Source organism: Bacillus sp. SH7-1 (assembly GCF_008042405.1).
Classification (GTDB): Bacteria; Bacillota; Bacilli; order Bacillales; family Bacillaceae_G; genus Bacillus_A; species Bacillus_A thuringiensis_N.
The window spans coordinates 37,939-56,510 of the sequence record NZ_QNUD01000033.1 but is presented as its reverse complement, the minus strand read 5'-3'; the positions used below and the strand labels follow the sequence as shown (position 1 = coordinate 56,510).

Sequence of the window (18,572 nt, the reverse complement as noted above, 5' to 3'; positions counted from 1 at the left end):
CGCTCCTCTTAATGCCAATATACAATAACCCTTTCATTATAATGTATAAGCGTAAAATATTTAACAATTACCTATATGGTAAAAATTTCATTTCATTTTAGTTTAAAACGAAAAAAGAGCACTTTATTAAGTGCTCTCGTGACGAGATTCATTTTGTAACGACTATTTTACAAAGAAAGGAACGCAGAATATTATATGCGCAATCAGTTAATTGAGTGCTTTTTACAAACAAAGAGCAGCTAGCAAAAGCTAACTGCTCAATACAAGGAGATACAGAGAAAAACTAAATGGATTTTGGCATACAGCCTATCAACATTATGGACATAATATTAAGTTTTATTCGAAGGAATTCATTTTTTATAAATTAGATTATGATAGTCGATATTCTCCATATTGACCAGAAAAGAACCAAGAATTCTAGTGAAATTCCAAGTGTCCTTTTCCTAGTTTTTTGAAATTCTTTTACTAAATAGCCGACAGCACTAATTGCTATAAGAATGAAAAGAATAAGTTCAAGTGTAACTGGCATTTGATCTACTCCTAATCCTTTATTTTAATTTAGTATATAACGATTATAAGATATTTTTGTGGCTAATGGTGAAAAATTAAACAAAACAATCTCTATATGAAAAAAGGTCCTGTTGTCTCCAACAGAACCCCTTCTAAAATGGCAAAGAGTAACTCTTACCTTACTCTTTGTTTATATACTACAGGAGTGTTAATCGAAATCCAAGGCTCCTTATATTGAGAAATAAAGAAGAGTCATTCTAAAGAATCTTATCATTGTTATAAGTAAAGGAGCAGTTAGCCAAAACTAACTGCTCATCTCCAAGGGGGAACAAGGAGAAAATCTAATGTCATCTATATTATTGACGGAATATTGAGTTTTATTCAGGGGTACGGAAAAGTTTTCTTTTTAACTTAATCCATATCCCACAAACAAAATAATGGCTAAAAACACGGATAATGAAAATGTCAGACTGACTGTTATTATGCTTCTGAGCATTGCTTTCCAGTTGTTTATTTTAGAGAACCCTATCATACCAACAAAAAAAGTTCCTAGTGTTAAAACTAGCAAAACGAATAAAGGATGAAAATATATTGTATTCATAATAGATTCATTCATTTTAGGTGACCATACTTCAAGATATAAAAAGAATAAAGCGACACAAACAAATGAAAAAATAAAAGACCAGAAGTTTATAGTATGTTTCATGATTGCCCCTTTATTAATATGATGTTTTTTACTAAATTTTAGCAAATTATAAATAGAATTAAAACAAAATAATCCTTTTACGAAAAAAGGCCCCGTTGTCTCCAACAGGACCTTTCCTAAAATGGCAAAGAGTAACTCTTACCTTACTCTTCCGCTATATAATACACAAAATACTTAAAAATTTGTAGAACAAGAAATTCCAATATAATTATTTGGATATATAAAATAAATGTGTTTTAACGGAATTGAACATCAGGAATTAAATTACAAATGTTGATTTATCAATGAATATCAATGGTGGGATAGAAAGTGACGATTAATAAAGTAATATTATGATAATAAAATATGAAATATTGCATATTTAATTGAAGTAGAAAGCGAGGAATAACAATGGGACTAGGGAATCGCGGAATGGCTTTTGAGAAGCTTATCAATTTATCGAATGAAATGTATCAAAGAGGGAGAGTGGCGCTTATAAACAAGCGTCCGACTCCTGTGAAGGTGCTAAAAAGTAAAGGTGGCCGTGTATTAAATGGATTCTATGAAGCTAAAAGTACAGTAGACTATGACGGCGTGTATAGGGGACGAGCTATCGCATTTGAAGCGAAGTCTACAGAGAATGCTACACGATTTGATTTAAAGAACATTGCGCAGCACCAGTTAGATTACCTGGAGAAGGCAGAGAAGATGGGAGCAATTTGTTTCTTCCTTATAGAGTTCAGTAAGGATAAGTCAATATTTGTAGTACCACTATCAGTCATTCAATCTTACGTAAGGATGTCCCATCAACCGAAGGGCAAGAAGTCTATACCAAGAGCAGACTTTGATATTTATGGATACTTAGTAGAACAGACAGAACGAGCGCCAGTTGATTACTTACAATACATTGATGAAGTAGTAGCACCAGTTATGTTTGATGGGATGATTCAATTTGATCAGGACCATAAGAAAGTAGCAAATAACATTGAAGCAGCGAAAGGGAAGATGATCAACAAGAAACGTAATTTATTAAAGGCTTAATGGATAGCGGAACCATGCAGAGTGGGTGGTGGGAGCTTCTCGCTATGAATGGTTCACTTATTCAACAAAGAGATAGTAAAATTTCACGTACCTGATGTGAATGTAAAAAGACAAATTCAGAAATAGGGGGATTCCTTCATGGAACAATTAGCATTCTTACCAGTAATGGACAAAGAAATGGAGAAGAAGATGCAAAAGGAAGTTGTCAGCATTCTAAAAGAATACCGCGCTTTAAAAGCACGTTTTGAGAATGAAGTGGAGCTACAGCAAGAGGGAATCAGTCTGTTTCCAGAGATAAGGGATACAAGACATGTGAGTAATATTAAGTTTAAGCAAATTGAGAAAGCACTAAAATACGTATTGGATTATGACGAGGCTGAGATTATTAAAATGAAGTATTTGAATGGAGAGAAGTTAAAGGACAGTTTTATCTATAATGAGTTATCAATGAAGAAGGATCACTTCTATAATAGGAAGAAAAATGCAATTCGAATGATTGCTACTTCATTGGGGATGATTTGAATATAAGGGGTTTTATTGGAATGCTTTCGTGTTATTATTAAAATGTAATATATAATAAAATAGATGTACAGTGTTAATAATTTAATACTAAAAATATGGAGGATTACTAGTGAAGGCGAACTTAGAAACGGTAACAAGATACTTACAGAGTAATGAAGAAGTAATTTCTACACTTTATTGTGCGATAAATCTTGGTTATATTAGTAGATCTGGAATTTTAGCTGCTACAAATAAAAGGTTATTGTTTTGTGCTGACTATATGTTTGGAAAAGGCCTTAAATGGGAATATGCATACACTGAGGTGAATAACTTCAGTCATACAAATGATATAGTTTTAGAGATGTCTAGTATCCCTTTTATCAAAAAAATAACAATGGATTCCGGTGATGATTTTATTGTATTTGATAATTTTTCTACCCCATCAAAAGTGAATTCATTTTATGAGCTAGTTCAATCAAAGATATAATCGTTAAGGAAATGTTATCTTTTTGTTTTACTTAATAGCAAGATTCTTTTTAAGAAAGATGCATCTCATGAAAAATGGGGTGCTTTTTTTATGGAATGAAAAACATCGACAAAAAACCGATAAAATAAGGGGAATTATGCAAATGAAATCGACGGTAAAGTATAGGTACAAGCCCTTTGACAACCGTATATCGAAGAGGATTAGTACACCTATAAGTGAAACGTTCTTATGCGAGAATGTCACGGTAACGTATACCGCATAGTAGGGCGGGCAAGGCGGTACGAACCCGCGTTAAGACGAGAAAACCAATGAATGTATAAAAACGACATATTCCAGTGTGACGGGTGTGAGATAACTCGCATTCGTCATGCTGTTTCTATTATATTTACCATTCAGCTTAGAGGATGTCCTGCTCTCTGGGTTGATAGTGAATATAAGTCTATTACTCTGTTATGCCGGTTCTTGAAAATGGAAATGGGGTGGTTGTTCTTGACTGAATGAACATCGCGTTTCTGGTACAAGGTTGTATACGTGATCTCGTACATTAGTAATTACTCACGATTCTTATTAATGACTAAAACGGGGGCAAAGAGTTCCACTCTTTGTTTGAGCCAACTCTACGGAGTATAAACGAGAAGGTTGCGAGTGATCTTGACCTTGGGAGATCAACTTCTTCCTTTGGTTTTTATTTCTCTCTATTAGATAGGTTAACTATGAGTAAATTAATAAAACATATTTTTTGTATTATTTAATACAAGTATATATAATTATATTGATATTTGTATATTAACTAGTTAAAAATGGGGAAATAAAAATGAAGATAAAATTTGCTGTAGTTAAAGATGAAAATTTTGATTTTACTTTATTAGAAACAAAATTGCTAAAAACTTTTAAAGAAGTGGATAATGTAGCAATAGTTGAAAAGGTTGAAGATAAAATTTTTGAAAAAGATGATGTGCCAACCCATTTAACGGAGATTACTATTAATGTTACAGGAAAGAATATCGGATATAGATCAGTTTCAGCTAGTATATTTATTGTTCTAGAAAGTCTATCAATGAAGCTATTCAATATTAATATTAGTATACATTAAGCATCCATTATGGATGCTTTTTTCTTTGTTATATAAAAATTACATATTAAACATATATTTATACGTTTTGTTCCTACACATTAAGGAATAGTAATAAAAAGATGATACCGATGAAACCGTATAAAAACAAAAAGAATCCTAAGATGGGTAGTTTTTTATGAAAGCCGAGCATAATAAACCTCCTTGGGTATATAAAGGATTATAATATATTGTTGGTCTATTTAGAATAGTAACCATGAATTGGATGGGATTATGGATGATTAAACCAATAGTAATTATCGTAGGCGCTGCTGTGATCTGGGTGGCGTCTTGTTTGTTGTTAAGGAAAGATAAGGGGAAAATAAAAAAAAAGAGCTAATGACCTCTTTTTTGAGATGTGGTAATTAATCGCAGATTGGTATTCCAAGCACTCTTAGAGCTAACGCCACTTGAAGAGAAATCTCCAATCTAGCAATTTCAATACCAGCTACTGAGAGAACTAAAAAAGGTTGTCCATTTACAAACACTACGCAACTATCCATGGTTACGCCTCCTTTCTAGTAATCTACTATAGTATATATATAAATTATTAATATGTAATAGTTTGATTAATGGGTTTAATATAATTGATAGATTAGCCCATTTAAACAAAACAAACGAACACAATGAATGAAAAAGAAAAGCAAGAATCAAATGATTCCTGCTAGGTGGAAAGCTGTGATTAATTGACTGATAGCTGCGACGAACTCAGGTGAAATACTCAGTTCTAAATTTTTAGTTTTAAATTTCATTTCCATAACCTCCTTACGTACTGATAGGCGCATTAGCTGAAGATTTTTGGGTATTCAAGGGTATATACATTGGGAAATTGATAAAGTAACACGGAAATAAGAATGAAAAACAGATGGTTAATAACGTCCCAATTAGGTCTACTCTTTTAGGATTTGTTTTGTTCACATTTTAGACATAATTTAAATCCTTGTTTTATAAGTGCTTCAATGTCCTGTTTACATGTACGGAAAATTAATGGTATTATTAGCTTATAGTTAATTTCCGGACACTTATACGGACAAAGGGGAGACATTAGATGATTCTTGGGTATGCTCGTGTATCTACACAGGAACAAAACTTAGCAAGACAACTCAAACAGTTAAATGATTATGGATGTGATTATGTATTTGAGGAGAAAACAAGTGGGGCAACAACTGATAGGCCAGAATTATTACGCATGTTGGACAATTTACGTGAGAGTGATGTAGTCGTTGTTACTGATCTAACTCGAATTAGTAGGAGTACTCAGGATTTATTCAAGCTCATAGAAACAATTAAAGGAAAAGGTGCATCGATTAAATCGATAAAAGATACTTGGTTAGATACAACAAGTGAAAATCCATACAGCACTTTCCTACTTACTGTCATGGCTGGTGTTAATCAGTTAGAGCGTGACCTAATTCGAATGCGACAAAGAGAGGGTATTGAACTAGCCAAAGAACGTGGTGTTTATAAAGGGCGCCCCAAGAAATATGACGATGATAATCCTAATATGGAACATGCTTTAGATTTACTTGCGAACCGAGAGACGAATAAGTTTACAGTAAAAAAGATATGTGAAGTTACTGGTGTAAGTCGCACGGTTCTTTATGAAAGAGCGAAAGAAAAGGGAGTTATGTAGATTTTAAAGTAGCCAATCCGCTGCTTTTTTATTTTGCATAGAAAAAGGAACCATAATAGGCTCCTTAATTCGATTCAGAAGTTGTGTAGTTCTTCTTGATGATATCTTTTATGTTAATAATTAAGGATATAAGGAATCCAGCAGCTAGGATACCGTTTACCCAGTAATATGTATTTCCTGATGAAAATTTGTTATAAAAGGAATCGACATTATAATATAATAAGCCTGCTGAAATAACGGTAGAGATTACTAACGTACCAAAACTTTTCATATTTTTCACTCCGTTTCTGAAAAATTAGATTCTTACAAAAATTATACAGCGAAATTTATAGATTTAAAATGAAATATAAAGGAATTCCCGTGAGTTGGGGGAATATGCTAGGCAGCGAATCCGCTGCTTTTTTATTTTATAAAGAAGCATTTTAAACATTTCTTATAGTGTTGAATACTTATGTAAATATGGAAAACAGATTTGGTTCTTGGAATGAGGGATCGATGTGGATATAACACATATTATGGCGAGGATAGTGGTTAATGGGAAAGATCTTTCGTTTACTTCAGTTAAGACAACTGCATGGATTAATGGACCTGCGAATGATTTAATTGTTACGACTAAGCAAAGGGTGGATGAGCTTTATCGGTTTATGTGGTCACGGGTGCCAGTTATGCTAACAATGTATTTCCTACAAGGGGCAGACGTAATGAGATTTGCTAGGGTTGCAGGAGTTGATGAAAGCATAACGGGAGAATATATATATCATTTTATTTGGTGATAAAATGAACTTAAAGTAGCCTAACAGCTGCTTTTTTATTTTATAAGGAAAAAAGCCCTATCCGGGGCTAGATACTTTTCTTCATGCCGCATTTACGGCATTCTCTTAAATAGATGAAATTTTTAACGGAACTTTTGAATGCGGTATTTCCACAATTATCACAGCGACCGCTGATTTTGTCAGGATGTTCTGTGTATGTGTATATCTTGCTTAGATCGTACTTTTGTTCAGGTTGTTTATTCTCCATTCGTTTCACCTACATATCAATCTGAATTAATACAGCTTTATCATAATAACATGAAGCGTTCATATAATGGATGTTTTTTTATTTTGCAAAAAAAACCTGCAAACCTGCAGATTCTCTTGATAATGATTTATGAAGTAAGACCCGAAAATATAATACAATGATTTGAAAATGAGTTCAAGAGTGTTTGGTGGTTTAAGCCACTCTATAATCTTTGTTTTTAAGCTTTTTTCTAATATCCATAAATCCTATAATCATTATCGCCATGCATATTAACTTAAGCCAACGAACCTCCTGGTGGTACATTAGCCCAGAGAAGAATTCATAGGCATATAACAAACCGACAATTGGAAATAGCCAAGTCATAAATTTCAAATCTTTTAGATGAAACTTATAATTATTAATTTTTTTCCACATATGTATCAACTTCTATTGTTATGAGGTTCTGTAGTTTTTCTTTTTGAAATCTCGCACGTTGAGGATAAGGAATAGAAGGAAGATAACAGCTCCGATGCCATTAATCCAGTAGTATGTGTGCCCTGTTGTGAATCCGTTATAGAATTCATAGGCATTCCAAATTACAAGAAGTACTGAGCAGACAGTAGAAATCATTAATGAGCCAAAACTTCTCATGATTTTCACCTCGATTCGAATTTTTAAAACTTATTTATAATTTTATATTTAAATGAAAGGATTTACAAGAATAGGAATAAAAAAGAACCCGCTGGAGTTCGGGTCCTTTTCAGAAGTGATGATGTATTCTCGGCTTGGGAACTGAGAAAAACACAAAAATATAATACATCGAGTTTTAGAGAATTTCAAGACCGAATTAGGGATTACCGCGAGGTGGTGAATATAGCTAGGAAACGAAGCTTAAATTGTGAAGTGAATAATTTGTTACTACATTTTGATTTTTACAAAAAATAACCATTTCCTTCAGATTTCAAGAAGGTTTTACAAAAAAATACATAGAAGTATAAATATATGGTAATGAAATGAGTCGAATTTTCATCATGACGGATATCCAGAATATGTTCATTTCAATTTACATGAAATACACATAGAGGAGAGCGATTATGAAAAGGAAAATTGGTACAGCAGTTGTAAGTTTATCTGTTTTAGGATTTGGAATTTTTGGTGTTACTCACGGAAATGGCGGAGGAATTGTTAAAGCTGACTCTGTAGGAGATCATGGAGGGGCACCATCTTATACTCATGGAGAGGGATGGTCTCCGAGTTATGCACATGGACATACAGGGGGAGCGCCGTCCTATACTCATGGGCATACAGGAGCACCAGTTTATGGATATGGAGACTATCCAGCACCGGCCTATAACGTAGGAGATACACCTGCACCTAAGTTAGAAGCTGATGGAGATCATGGCGGAGCACCGGCTTATACTCATGGACATTACCCTGCACCGAAGTTAGGTTCTGAGGGGCATACAGGAGGGGCACCTGCTTATAACGTAGGAGATACGCCTGCACCCAAGTTAGAATCACATGGAAATACTGGAGGAGCACCTGCTAACACAGAGCCTGGTGGAGGAATTTAACTAATTCTAATATGAAAGTTGTAAGTTTTATATAGAAGAAAAAGACTTTGTAATTTACAAGGTCTTTTTTCTTTGTAAAAAAGTTATTCGAAGGAAGAAATGAACGAGTTTCTTCCTATTATATAGAAGGTGGTGGGTGATATGGAGTGAAACAAAAACACGAGTTAGCTCAAGAAGATTACATGCAAGGTATGAAGTATAAAGAACTGGCTGAGAAATACGAGGTCAGTATTAATACAATTAAGTCCTGGAGAAAAAGGCATGGTTGGAATCGAAAAGGGGTGCACCCAAAAGATGAAAAAGGATGCACCCAAACCAAGAAAACAGGTGCACCCATTGGTAATAAGAATGCAGTGGGTAATTCGGGTAACAAGAACCCTAAATGGGGTAATAAGAATGCTCTAGGGCATGGCCCACCAAAAGGAAACCATAACGCTATGACGCATGGATTGTTTAGGAAGATAATCCCGAGTGACGATCCGCATGCAATGGAATTGCTAGATGAAATACAAAACCATACTGAATTAGATATACTATTCCACTCTATTCAACTGCAATACTTCAATATCCTTAATTCACAACGTATTATGCATGTTCGCAATCAAAACGATATGTCAAAAGAGATGATTAGCGAATCACTGAATGGAGACGCGTACACAGTGCAGTTTGCATGGGATAAACAAGCTAATTTACTTACAGCTTATTCGCGCGCTATGACAGCGTTATCCTCTATGATTGAGAGGTTCGATAAGTTAGCAAATGCTGATGATGAGAGACGATTGAAGTTAGAGCAGATGAAAGTTAACATTGAAAAAACAAAAGCTGACACTGCACGTATTAAGGGGGAAGATGGCGATGAGTACGAAGATGATGGTTTCAAAGAAGCGCTAGAAGGCAAGGTAGAGGAAGTGTGGGATGGCCATGACGACGATTCCGAAGCGTAAAAAGAAACCTGCTCCATTCAAATTTAAGCCATTCTCCAAAAAGCAGCTGAAGGTATTAACCTGGTGGAAGCCTAACAGTCCCGTTAAAGATTATGACGGGATTATTTGCGATGGTTCTATTCGTGCGGGAAAAACAGTATCGATGGCTCTTTCCTATGTTATGTGGGCAATGGAATCATTTGAAGGTGAGAACTTTGGTATGTGTGGTAAAACGATTGGATCACACCGTCGTAACGTTATAACGCCACTTAAAAAGATGCTGAAGTCACGCGGGTATAGGGTTAAAGATCATAGAAGTGAGAATATGCTTACCGTTACTAAAGATAGTGTAACAAACTTCTTTTATATTTTTGGTGGTAAAGATGAAAGTTCCCAGGATTTGATCCAAGGAATCACTGCCGCTGGCATGTTTTTTGATGAAGTGGCACTTATGGTACAAAGTTTCGTTAACCAAGCAACAGGCCGTTTGTCTGTAACTGGTTCAAAAATGTGGTTCAACTGTAATCCGGCAGGCCCGTATCACTGGTTTAAAGAGAAGTGGTTGGATCAAAAGAAAGAAAAGAATCTACTGCACCTTAAATTCTCCATGGATGATAATTTGTCATTAGATGAGAAGACGAAAAGAAGATATCATCGCATGTATAGTGGCGTATTCTATCGTAGATATATCAAAGGTGAATGGGCAGCTGCTTCTGGACTTATATTCGATATGTTTGATGAAAATAAGCATAAAGTTCCTACGATTCAAAGGGAGTACGTTGAATATTTTGTCTCTTGTGACTATGGTACGCAGAACGCCATGGTATATGGATTGTGGGGTAAGTGCATCGAAAAAGGTGAAGAAGTATGGTACAAGGTGAAAGAGTACCGTTATAGCGGTCGAGAAACGGAAAAGCAGAAAACAGATCAGGAATACTACGAAGACTTTGAGGGATTTGTAGGGGATTTGCCAATCCGTGGTACAGTAGTTGACCCGTCCGCTGCTTCATTTATAGCTTTGCTAGTTAGAAACAAACGAAAAGTATATAAGGCCCGAAATAATGTCAAAGAGGGTATTGGTAATGTCGGTGTTGCGCTTAACACGGGCATTATTTATTTTAACGACTGCTGTAACGAAACATTTAAAGAGTTCGCTTCTTACATATGGGATGAGAAATCAGTTGAACGTGGTGAAGAGAAGCCACTGAAAGAGAATGATCACCATATGGACGAAACAAGATACTTTGTTAATACAATTATTTACGGACTGCGTAAAAAGAAGAAAAAGAAAAGAGGTGAAGCAGCTTAATGATGAATAAAAGGAAAGTTAGTGCCAAAGTAATTAAGGCGACGGGAACAAGTGCTCAGGTACTATCCCGCCAGCAAGAGAGTGAAAATGAGAAGTATGCTGTAAATGAAATCATTGAACCACCTTATAGAATAGAAGACCTACAGCAGATTAGAGAAAATAGTACGATTCTTGGTCAATGTATTGATGCGTACAAGCGTAATATAGCTGGGTTTGGTCATGAAATGAAGTATAAGCAGGATGATAACAAAGAAACTCCTGAAATGAGGGCGGAGTGGACGTTAGTTGATACTGAAATTATTCCGTTATTTAGCTTCGAAAAGCCATTCAAGGAGATTCTTGAAACAGGCATTGATGATAAAGAGACGACTGGCAATGGTTATATTGAAGCGATTCGTAATTTAGAAGGAAAGCCTGCTGAATTAATAAATATGTTACCGCAGTACATGCGAGTGACTCGTAAAGATGATAACCCCCAAGAAGTTACATACTTAATTAACGGAAAAGAAGTCAAAAGAAAGAAAAGGTTCCGTCGCTATGTACAACGAGTAGGATCAGTAGATACTTATTTCAAAGAGTTTGGCGATCCGCGTTTCTTAAATAAAGAGACTGGTGAGTTTTCCGATGTTTCGTTAGGAGAGAAAAACGCTACCGAAGTCATTCATTTGAAGATTGGTAATGGACCATATGGCATTCCGCGTTGGGTATCGCATGTTGTACACATGGTAGGGGCTAGAAAGGCAGAAGAATTAAACCTTCGCTATTTCAAACAAGGTAGGCATATTCCGATGGCTATATTGCTGAAGAATGGCATTTTATCAGAAGAAAGCGAAGCTGCTCTTACCGATTATGTTTCAAATGTCGAAGGTGAAGATAATCAACATAAATATCTCTTACTGCAAGTTGAAAATGCAGATGAAGGTGTAGTTGGTGATACACAGCCAAACATTGATATAGAGTTGAAATCACTAGCGGATGTATTGCAAAATGATGCCTTATTCCTTGAATACGATGAGAAATCACGCCAAAAGGTACAATCAGCATTCCGTTTGCCAGATGTATATGTTGGTTACATTAGAGACTTTAACAGAGCAACTGCTGAATCTGTGCGTGAGATTACAGAAGAGCAGGTGTTTGAACCTGAGCGTAACAGCTTAGAGTTCATCATTAATAACGTTCTTTTGCTTCCATATGGATTAAAACACGTATATGTGAACCTACGTAAGTCAGAAATTAGTAACACGGAAGATATGGTTAAAACCGTTGAGGTATTGGCTGATAAGGGCGGTTTAACATTCCGAGATATACGTAATATCGCTGGTAATATGCTAAATAAAGAGTTCTCTGACTATGATATTCCTGAAGCAGATCAACCGGTTGCTTTAGTTTTAGAAAGACGTCGTAAAGTAAGTGGTTGGCAAAAAGGATTAGGAGAAACTCTACAGAAGTCAGCTGACAGCAATTCAAATGAAGAACTAGTCAATGTAATGAAAGACCTACGTGACTTACTGGAGTCGATGCAAAATGCAGAAGATTGATAAGCTCTTAGTTTCTCTTAATGAATGGATTGCAAAGGCTGATACGGATGACTTTATAGCTTCATTGCCTGCTGATTTAGAAGTATTGGACATGTTACCAGGATACGTTGAGGAATTTGAAAAAGAAATTGCTAAACTGCTTCGGAAACAGAAGAAGTACCTTGTTGATGGAATTAAGAACTATACGAAAAAAGATGCTGTGGAGAAGGAGATCAAGATAAAGGACATTATTGACTTTGTCACTAGTAGCCTATTTGGGGCGGATACCTTTGCTAAAAGCCTGAGCAAAGCAGCAAGGAAGTTTCTTGATTACACGATGAAAGATATGACAAAAGCTTTTATGGATGCCATTGACCCGGATATCCAGTTTAATATCTTTTCAAAACGAACTACAAAGTGGATTGATAGTTGGTCGGATGAATTAGGTAAGATCATGAAAATTAATTCTCACAAAGCAGTAGAGCGGATTTTAAACGAAGGATTAGAGAAAGGGAAAGGTATTCGTGAAATAGCAGGAGAGCTTGCGAAGCTTCCGGAATTCGACCGTAAAAGAGCGAAGAGGACAGCGCAGACTGAAGTCCTTGCAGCATGCTCCGCTTCTCAATTTGAATCATATTGCCAATCCCCCGCTGTTACAGGGAAGAAGTGGCGTCATAGCGGTGCAAAGAATAACCAGCCACGCGATAATCATGTTGCGTATGACGGCACAACGGTTCCGGTAGAGGAAGAGTTTAAACTGCCCGGATCTGGTGAGAAATGTATGTTTCCTCGTGATAGTTCGTTAAGTGCGAAAGAAAGAGTGAATTGCAAATGTGTTCTTCAGCCTGTAGTAGATAACAACATATTAGGGCTATCTGAAGAAGAGAAGCAGAAGATTAGGGAAGAAACTTTGAAGGAGTTGAGTAGAAAATGAAGACTTCTAAAACTATGCCGATTCATATTTGAAAGGAGGTGAATAGAACAGATGACAAAGCGAAAATTGAAGAATCTACAAGTCTCACACGTTTCTTATGTAAATGCAGGTGCAAATAAACGTGAGTTCTTTTTAACTAAATCTGATGAAAAACCAAACTTTGAAAAAGAAGTACGCGTTATCAAGTCGGAAGATGAAGAGAAACGTTTAGTATATGGAATTGTTTATGAACCTTGCGTTTTAGACAGTCATAACGATTTCGCGGACGAATCAACTATCGAAAAAGCAGCTCATGAATTCATGTTGAAATATCGTCAAATCGATAAGGACCACGATTTCCAAGCGGGTGTTGGTGAAGTTGTAGAATCCTATATCGCTCCTGCTGATATGGAAGTGAATGGTGAGACTATTACAAAAGGTACATGGATACTTGTCACTAAAGCAACCGAAGAGGTATGGGAAGCAATCCAGAAGGGTGACTACAAAGGTTATTCTTTAGCGGGAATCGCTGAAACAGAAGTAATTGAGGAAGAAGTAACGAAAACTGAAGAGAAACAAATGAAGTCCTTCTTCCAATTGTTGAAGGGCTTTTTTAGTGGAGAAAACGTTCAAAAAGGCGAGGTTAGGGATAAATTTAACCAGAATAAACACCGCCGTGATGTTAACGCCTCGTTCTCTGCATTAGAAGATACTTTCTATCAATCGTTATGGAATGCCCCTACTGCTGATGCTATCGACTTAGATCGTATTGAAGCAGCCGCACTTGAATTTGTTGAGATTATCAATGAATTGAAGGACACAGAAGCAGTTGTAAAGGCATGGGAGGAAAAACCTGTTGTATCTCTTGCTGAAGAAGTAGAGAAAGCAGCTAAGAAAATCAGTGTTCCAAACATGGGAGATATCGACGCTGCTATTGAGTCATTAACAAATCTAAAAACACGCGTCACACCTTCAATGGAAGGCGCAGAGAGTGAGGGAAACCATATGGAGTTTAACCAAGAACAATTAGAAAAAACATTAACTTCAGCAGTAGAAAAGGCTGTTGGTCCAATTAAGGAAGAGTTAGCTACTGTTAAGAAACACCTTAATCTCGACGAGGAAAAAACAGAAGAAGATATTAAGGTGGAAAAAGCTGTTGAAGCTGCTACTGCTCCTTTACGTGAAGAGATTGAGGCATTAAAGAAATCTCAAGGTATTAGTAACCAGCAAGATACTGATGTTATCGAGAAAGCAGAAGTTAAAAAATCTGTATGGAATGGCTTACTGTAAGCCTGAAGGAGGAAAATATATATGACACTTAATAACAAAACAATTATTGAAAAAGCGGACGTTACTCTTGCCACATTAGCTAGTGGTGGTTTAATGAATCCTGAACAAGCTGATACATTCTTACGTATGGTGCAAAATTCTCCTACTATTCTAAAGGACTCACGTTTTGTTCAAATGGCTTCAGACACACTTAAAATTGAAAAAATCGGCTTTGGTTCCCGTATTCTTCGCCCTGGAGTTGAAGGTGTACCTTTAAAAGACTCTGATCGCTCTGCTCCATCAACTAGCACAATTACGTTAAATGCTAAAGAAGTAATTGCGGAAGTGCATATTACTTATGATACGTTGGAAAACAATATTGAGGGCGGTAATCTTCAAAATACTATCATGCAGATGATAGCAGATCGTGCTGCATTAGATATCGAAGAGCTAATTTTAAATGGTGATATAGCGTCTACAGATTCATATTTAGCTTTATTAGATGGGATTCGCAAACAAGCAACTTCGCATGTTATAGATTGTGCTGCAGGTGCATTTACTAAAGATGTATTTAAGAAAGCCTATAAAGCTGTTCCTGCTAAGTACTTACGTAACCCTAAAGACTGGAAGTTTTACACATCGCATGGTTTAGAAATTGAATGGAAAGACCAAGTAGCGATGCGACAAACTAACTTAGGGGATGTTTCACTCCAAGGTGGTTTAGCTTCTGCTTATGGTGTTCCAGTAGAGGGAATTGCTATGTTACAGCCATATAATGATGGAGAAAATAATGTATCTGATATTTTATTAACTCCGCCTAAAAATATTGTGACAGGTATGAGCCGTAATATTCGAATTGAGGTAGATAAGGATATTCGCTCTCGGAAATTCATTATTGTTTTAACTGCGAAGGTTGATGTGAAGTTCGAAGAGGAAGATGCAGTTGCAAAAGTTATCAAAGTTAAGGAGTGATGACTTTTGAATTATTACGTTAAATTAATTGTTGGTAAAACATATGACGTCCATGAACGTCTATTTTTATTGGACCAAGAAGAGAAGGTTACAAAGAAAATCTATGATTATCTAAATGGTAATGAACAATTTGAAGTTCGAAAAGATGGTAGTAAAACTAAAGGAGAGGAGTGATAAGTATGGCACTTATTACTCCTCAAGAATTAATAGATTACACTGTACTGCCTGAAGTGAAGAAACGTCCTGTTCCTCTATTGGAGCAGGACATACTTGAGGCAGATACAGAGATTTATAATCTCTCTAAAATGGATTTTACGGATAAGACGAAGCATCCTGAAGTTCCAGCAGAAGTGAAGTTAGCTTGTAAGAAGTTAGCCCAGTACTATGCGTATATAAACACTGATACGAATGCGATGAAGGGGATTAAGTCTGAAAGTGTTGGTGGTGGAGACTATTCTTATACAAAGGATAGCTCAAGTATCACTAAACCTGATGTGCTTAATTTATTAAAGGGATTTATACCTAACTCAGGTAAAAGGAAAGTCACATTTAAAATGAGGACGATTTAATGTCTCTACCAGGATTGATGGTTCACGAATGTGATATTTACCATTTACAGAAAGCAACAAAGCCAGGTAAGTATGGGCAACCAGGAGAAGAAGTGTATTCATACAAGGATACTCCTGATATAGCAGAACAAAGCTGCTACTTTATAGAAGGTACCACTGCTTCTGTACAATCAGTACCAAACCAATTAAACAACCAAGAAATCAGAGTGTTGTTTATGCCAGATGCTGGTGTTAAGCATAATGATAAAGTAATCAAAAAAGATACGAGAGTAACTTACTATATACGCAATCCATTTCCAGTAGTACATCCACTTACTGGTGAGGTTTCACATATAAAGGCCACTGCGGAGAGGAAGAGTGAGCCATGGCTAGCCAAATAACAACTAGGGGATTCCGTGAGTTCAGTGCAAAGTTGAATCGTATGGCAAGCGGATTAGATCGGAACGTTGCGTTATGGCTTGAAGCTAGCGGATTTCAATTTCTAGAAGAGGTTCAAAATCAAATCATTTCATTAGCAGTTGTAGATACTAGGCTTCTTTTGAATTCATTCACAAAAGGAGATGGAGAGAACGTATGGCGCTCTTCTGACGGTGGGTTGATACTTGATGTGGGGACTTCGGTTTCTTATGCTAAGGTCGTGAATAACGGACATCAACAAGTTAGACGATTCGTTCCAGGAAGATGGGAAGGCCATAATTTCGAGTATGATCCACATGCACCTACTGGAATGATGCTAACTGCTAAATTCATAGAAGGCCGTCCTTACTGGGATAATGCAGTTGCTATTTATGAACGCATGTTTCAACGTTCATTTGACCGCCAATTTAAGCAATGGGTACAGAATGGAGCGAGATAATTATGTATGAGCAAATACATGGTTCTATGAAAGCTTTTGTATACGACAGTTTACCTGCTAATACATTTGCTTATCATGATCAAGTTCCAGAAGAACTAGTTATTCCATCGGTATATTATCCGGTTTTATCTATAAATGATGATAAAACTTCAAAAGATCATTACACCTTACTATACACAATGGTAGTAAGATTTTTTAATGCAACGACAGATAAGGCAATGCAAGAAGCAGAAAAGGTTGCTAACAAAATCAGAAGTAACGGTTACACAGTACATCTGCGAAATGAAGATGGTAGTGAATCGTTTGAAACAATATATTTTCGGAGAGTAACAACTGCTCCAAGTGGAGTTGGCTCTGCGCAACTAACAATGATTTTTGAATATCAACAAGCCTATGTAAATTAAGGAGTGTGAAATATATGGCTGAAACACCTGGAACAGTTAAGAACAAAATGTACCGTGGTGATGAGTTTATTATCGCTGCCAAAATAAAGGATCAGACTAATCAATCTGTATTAGTAAGGCCATTTGACCAAACCGAAGACTCTCATAATATTGAAGCTGATGAAATTGAAGCAGAGTCTAAAGATAGATCGTATTCCGATTATGGAAAAAGAAAAGAAACTCGTTCGTTCTCTTGTACGCTAGCAGAAGGGGACCCATATTATCCTGCTGTTAAGGCTGCCATTAGAAATGGTGAATATATGGAGATTTATGAAATTAATATGAGAACGAAAGAAGCAGAAGCTGGTAACTATATGATTACTTCTTTTGAACGTTCTTCATCTAACGGTGAATTTGTTTCTTATTCAGTGGAAGTGAAATTATCTGGATCTGTAAGAACAGAAACACTCACAGAAATTCCTAAAGGTGCAGGTCAGTAAAGGACGGTTTTTACCGTCCTTTTTAAATTTGAAAATAACATCCAATTAAAAGGAGATTGATATAAATGCGTTTTGAAATCGATAAAAAGGAATACGAATTAAAACTTACTTTTGGAAACATCTATGAATTAAATAAAAAATATGAGGGCGGTTCAAACGAAGTTGTAATGGCTTGTATGCAAGGAGATTTAGAGTTGTTTGTTGATGCTATCTACTTCGGATTAATGCATACAAAAGAAGGCTTTACACGAGATAAAGTCATGGAGAACATCGAAAAACAATTTGAAGAGGGAAAAATCTCTCAAGAATTCATTGAAGAACTTTTAAATGAGGTGGTAGCAGAAAGTACATTCTACCAAAAGACAACAAAAAAGTTGAGAAAACAAATGAAGAAGCAGTATCTAGCCAAGAATCCAGAAGCAGCGGAGAACCCAGAGATGATGGAAATGGTAGAGGAAATGTTCGGGAAGGTAGAAGAATAAGAGAATTTACCCGAGAGGACTTAGATAAAATTCAACAAGATGGGTTTAGATATTTAAATTTATTGCCTAGAGAGGTTATGGAGCTTACCCCTCGTGAATTCGAAAATTTGATGATAGGTCGGAATGAGCAACACCTTGATGAGTTGCAAACAAATAGCGTGTTTGCACTTATGATGCGTGTAGCCTATCATCATGACCCTAAAAAGAAATTGAAACCATCTGATTTATTCGACCGAAATAAGTTGAATGGAGAAAACAATCAAGATTTAACGATAGAAGAAAAAATGCAAAAAGCGCAAGAACATATGCAGTTCTTACAAACTCTCAACTTCAATTAG

General features: G+C 36.1%; 27 protein-coding genes. 21 read left to right on the top strand and 6 right to left on the bottom strand.

Features of this window, described 5'->3' with window-relative positions:
* Positions 1-916 precede the first annotated feature (916 nt).
* Positions 917-1,216, bottom strand: coding sequence for a hypothetical protein (locus DN390_RS31370; RefSeq protein WP_143880585.1), 300 nt, complete (start codon positions 1,214-1,216; stop codon positions 917-919).
* A gap of 390 nt (positions 1,217-1,606) precedes the next feature.
* Here DN390_RS31370 and DN390_RS23550 point away from each other — a divergent pair, with 390 nt between their 5' ends.
* The 4 genes from DN390_RS23550 to DN390_RS23535 all read left to right on the top strand — a co-directional run bounded on the left by DN390_RS23550 (position 1,607) and on the right by DN390_RS23535 (position 4,317).
* On the top strand, positions 1,607-2,236 hold the full coding sequence (locus tag DN390_RS23550; protein WP_147808625.1) for a Holliday junction resolvase RecU: 630 nt from the start codon (positions 1,607-1,609) through the stop codon (positions 2,234-2,236).
* 138 nt (positions 2,237-2,374) lie between these two features.
* Positions 2,375-2,758, top strand: a complete 384-nt coding sequence (locus DN390_RS23545) for an ArpU family phage packaging/lysis transcriptional regulator (protein ID WP_098555535.1) — start codon at positions 2,375-2,377, stop codon at positions 2,756-2,758.
* A gap of 109 nt (positions 2,759-2,867) precedes the next feature.
* Positions 2,868-3,224: a PH domain-containing protein gene (locus DN390_RS23540; RefSeq protein WP_098555536.1), complete on the top strand. Its 357-nt coding sequence runs from the start codon at positions 2,868-2,870 to the stop codon at positions 3,222-3,224.
* An 814-nt stretch (positions 3,225-4,038) separates the two neighbouring features.
* Complete coding sequence (locus DN390_RS23535; protein ID WP_063222575.1) at positions 4,039-4,317, top strand: hypothetical protein; 279 nt, start codon at positions 4,039-4,041, stop codon at positions 4,315-4,317.
* 383 nt (positions 4,318-4,700) lie between these two features.
* On the opposite strand, the gene DN390_RS23530 is transcribed toward DN390_RS23535, so the two are convergent.
* A complete protein-coding gene (locus tag DN390_RS23530) occupies positions 4,701-4,838 on the bottom strand; it encodes a DUF3956 domain-containing protein (RefSeq protein WP_000376554.1) in 138 nt (45 codons plus the stop codon).
* Positions 4,839-5,383: 545 nt separating this feature from the next.
* Between DN390_RS23530 and DN390_RS23525 the strand changes: the two genes are divergently transcribed.
* Positions 5,384-5,968 carry a recombinase family protein gene (locus DN390_RS23525; protein WP_097851695.1) on the top strand — a complete coding sequence of 195 codons (585 nt, stop codon included), beginning with the start codon at positions 5,384-5,386 and terminating at the stop codon, positions 5,966-5,968.
* 64 nt (positions 5,969-6,032) lie between these two features.
* Here the strand turns inward: DN390_RS23525 and DN390_RS23520 are convergent, their stop codons facing one another.
* On the bottom strand, positions 6,033-6,239 hold the full coding sequence (locus tag DN390_RS23520) for a hypothetical protein (protein WP_098238654.1): 207 nt from the start codon (positions 6,237-6,239) through the stop codon (positions 6,033-6,035).
* 226 nt (positions 6,240-6,465) lie between these two features.
* Here DN390_RS23520 and DN390_RS23515 point away from each other — a divergent pair, with 226 nt between their 5' ends.
* Entirely contained in the window at positions 6,466-6,741 is a 276-nt protein-coding gene (locus tag DN390_RS23515; RefSeq protein ID WP_147808624.1) for an anaphase-promoting complex subunit 10 family protein, read from the top strand.
* A gap of 67 nt (positions 6,742-6,808) precedes the next feature.
* On the opposite strand, the gene DN390_RS31365 is transcribed toward DN390_RS23515, so the two are convergent.
* From DN390_RS31365 to DN390_RS31355, 3 genes are all read right to left on the bottom strand, one after another.
* On the bottom strand, positions 6,809-6,988 hold the full coding sequence (locus tag DN390_RS31365; protein ID WP_071742293.1) for a DUF8096 family protein: 180 nt from the start codon (positions 6,986-6,988) through the stop codon (positions 6,809-6,811).
* Positions 6,989-7,180: 192 nt separating this feature from the next.
* Entirely contained in the window at positions 7,181-7,402 is a 222-nt protein-coding gene (locus DN390_RS31360; RefSeq protein WP_063222571.1) for a hypothetical protein, read from the bottom strand.
* Positions 7,403-7,420: 18 nt separating this feature from the next.
* Entirely contained in the window at positions 7,421-7,618 is a 198-nt protein-coding gene (locus tag DN390_RS31355) for a hypothetical protein (RefSeq protein ID WP_143880498.1), read from the bottom strand.
* A gap of 443 nt (positions 7,619-8,061) precedes the next feature.
* Here DN390_RS31355 and DN390_RS23495 point away from each other — a divergent pair, with 443 nt between their 5' ends.
* The 15 genes from DN390_RS23495 to DN390_RS23425 all read left to right on the top strand — a co-directional run bounded on the left by DN390_RS23495 (position 8,062) and on the right by DN390_RS23425 (position 18,572).
* A complete protein-coding gene (locus tag DN390_RS23495; protein ID WP_147808623.1) occupies positions 8,062-8,541 on the top strand; it encodes a hypothetical protein in 480 nt (159 codons plus the stop codon).
* A gap of 146 nt (positions 8,542-8,687) precedes the next feature.
* On the top strand, positions 8,688-9,485 hold the full coding sequence (gene terS / locus DN390_RS23490) for a phage terminase small subunit (protein WP_147808622.1): 798 nt from the start codon (positions 8,688-8,690) through the stop codon (positions 9,483-9,485).
* Positions 9,457-10,773: a PBSX family phage terminase large subunit gene (locus tag DN390_RS23485; protein WP_147808621.1), complete on the top strand. Its 1,317-nt coding sequence runs from the start codon at positions 9,457-9,459 to the stop codon at positions 10,771-10,773. Before terS ends, DN390_RS23485 begins: the two co-directional genes overlap by 29 nt.
* Positions 10,773-12,311, top strand: a complete 1,539-nt coding sequence (locus tag DN390_RS23480; RefSeq protein WP_147808620.1) for a phage portal protein — start codon at positions 10,773-10,775, stop codon at positions 12,309-12,311. The genes DN390_RS23485 and DN390_RS23480 overlap by 1 nt, the downstream gene beginning before the upstream one ends.
* Complete coding sequence (locus DN390_RS23475; RefSeq protein WP_147808619.1) at positions 12,298-13,224, top strand: phage minor head protein; 927 nt, start codon at positions 12,298-12,300, stop codon at positions 13,222-13,224. The genes DN390_RS23480 and DN390_RS23475 overlap by 14 nt, the downstream gene beginning before the upstream one ends.
* Before the next feature lie 51 nt (positions 13,225-13,275).
* A complete protein-coding gene (locus tag DN390_RS23470) occupies positions 13,276-14,493 on the top strand; it encodes an XkdF-like putative serine protease domain-containing protein (RefSeq protein WP_147808618.1) in 1,218 nt (405 codons plus the stop codon).
* A gap of 21 nt (positions 14,494-14,514) precedes the next feature.
* Positions 14,515-15,444 (top strand): phage major capsid protein, encoded by a 930-nt coding sequence (locus DN390_RS23465; RefSeq protein WP_147808617.1) that lies wholly within the window; start codon positions 14,515-14,517, stop codon positions 15,442-15,444.
* Between the two features lie 6 nt (positions 15,445-15,450).
* Complete coding sequence (locus DN390_RS23460) at positions 15,451-15,618, top strand: YqbF domain-containing protein (RefSeq protein WP_071736987.1); 168 nt, start codon at positions 15,451-15,453, stop codon at positions 15,616-15,618.
* A gap of 5 nt (positions 15,619-15,623) precedes the next feature.
* Positions 15,624-16,013, top strand: a complete 390-nt coding sequence (gene yqbG, locus DN390_RS23455; RefSeq protein ID WP_147808616.1) for a protein YqbG — start codon at positions 15,624-15,626, stop codon at positions 16,011-16,013.
* Positions 16,013-16,393, top strand: a complete 381-nt coding sequence (locus DN390_RS23450) for a DUF3599 family protein (protein ID WP_147808615.1) — start codon at positions 16,013-16,015, stop codon at positions 16,391-16,393. Before yqbG ends, DN390_RS23450 begins: the two co-directional genes overlap by 1 nt.
* Positions 16,378-16,869 (top strand): HK97 gp10 family phage protein, encoded by a 492-nt coding sequence (locus DN390_RS23445; protein ID WP_147808614.1) that lies wholly within the window; start codon positions 16,378-16,380, stop codon positions 16,867-16,869. The genes DN390_RS23450 and DN390_RS23445 overlap by 16 nt, the downstream gene beginning before the upstream one ends.
* A 2-nt stretch (positions 16,870-16,871) precedes the next feature.
* On the top strand, positions 16,872-17,273 hold the full coding sequence (locus DN390_RS23440; RefSeq protein ID WP_147808613.1) for a phage tail terminator family protein: 402 nt from the start codon (positions 16,872-16,874) through the stop codon (positions 17,271-17,273).
* A 14-nt stretch (positions 17,274-17,287) separates the two neighbouring features.
* Positions 17,288-17,752: a phage major tail protein, TP901-1 family gene (locus tag DN390_RS23435; RefSeq protein WP_063222560.1), complete on the top strand. Its 465-nt coding sequence runs from the start codon at positions 17,288-17,290 to the stop codon at positions 17,750-17,752.
* A 65-nt stretch (positions 17,753-17,817) separates the two neighbouring features.
* Positions 17,818-18,234, top strand: coding sequence for a tail assembly chaperone (locus DN390_RS23430; RefSeq protein ID WP_001210040.1), 417 nt, complete (start codon positions 17,818-17,820; stop codon positions 18,232-18,234).
* A 77-nt stretch (positions 18,235-18,311) separates the two neighbouring features.
* The gene (locus DN390_RS23425) at positions 18,312-18,572 is read left to right on the top strand and encodes a hypothetical protein (RefSeq protein WP_143880485.1); all 261 of its coding nucleotides are present in this window, start codon (positions 18,312-18,314) and stop codon (positions 18,570-18,572) included.